The sequence below is a fragment of the Ruminococcus sp. 210702-SL.1.03 genome (genome assembly GCF_020559915.1).
Classification (GTDB): Bacteria; Bacillota; Clostridia; order Oscillospirales; family Ruminococcaceae; genus YE71.
In genome coordinates this window covers 1-768 of record NZ_JAJCLZ010000112.1, presented here as the reverse complement: position 1 = coordinate 768, position 768 = coordinate 1, and the positions used below count along the sequence as shown (strand labels likewise).

General features: G+C 28.9%; 1 protein-coding gene. It reads left to right on the top strand.

Features of this window, described 5'->3' with window-relative positions; genetic code table 11:
• Nucleotides 1–251: 251 nt before the first annotated feature.
• A partial coding sequence (locus tag LI114_RS13670) for a LytR/AlgR family response regulator transcription factor (protein ID WP_227221126.1) occupies nucleotides 252–768 on the top strand: 517 nt, incomplete at its 3' end.

Below are 768 nucleotides of genomic sequence, written 5' to 3'. Positions count from 1 at the left end.
AAAGAAAATGGAGTTGGGAGAGAAAGAAGAAAATCATATGGATATACAATAAAGAAAAACAGCTGATCTGTGCTTGTGAATGCATAGATCAGCTGTTTTTCTTTCGCAAAATCTGCACCTTTGCGAATAAGATTTTTTATAAGTCGTAATTTTTTAACCCAGAAGGAAGTCATATTTGTTTTTTTGTTAAAATTACGATTAATATTGAAAAAGTTAGAATTTTGTGCTAAAATATAATTAGGGGTGTTTTTATGAGAATCGCTATTTGTGATGATGAAAAATCTTACATAGAAAAGATAAAAAAAGATATAAAATCATTTCAAACGCACGAAAATGAATTTGAATTTTCAGAGTTTGAAAGTGGAGAAGAATTTATTGCAGAGTTTTCAAATGATAAATATGATCTGCTCATTCTTGATATTGAGATGAAAGATCTAAATGGTTTACAGACGGCAGAGTTTATAAGACAACTTGATAAAAATGTGATCCTTATTTTTATGACAAGTTATGACAAATTCGTTTATCAGGGCTATGAGGTCAATGCATTTAGATATATATTAAAAAACCAACCTGAACCTATTTATTTAAAACAGCTCAGCGATACGATTCAGGAGTATTACAGAAATAAGAAATACATTAAAGTTGTTGACAACGATATCGAGAAAGAACTTCTTACTGTAGATATTTTGTATATAGAGGTCTATTCGCATCAAATCGTCATCCATACCTTTAACAAAGAATATTATCAGAAAGGTAAATTATCAGATT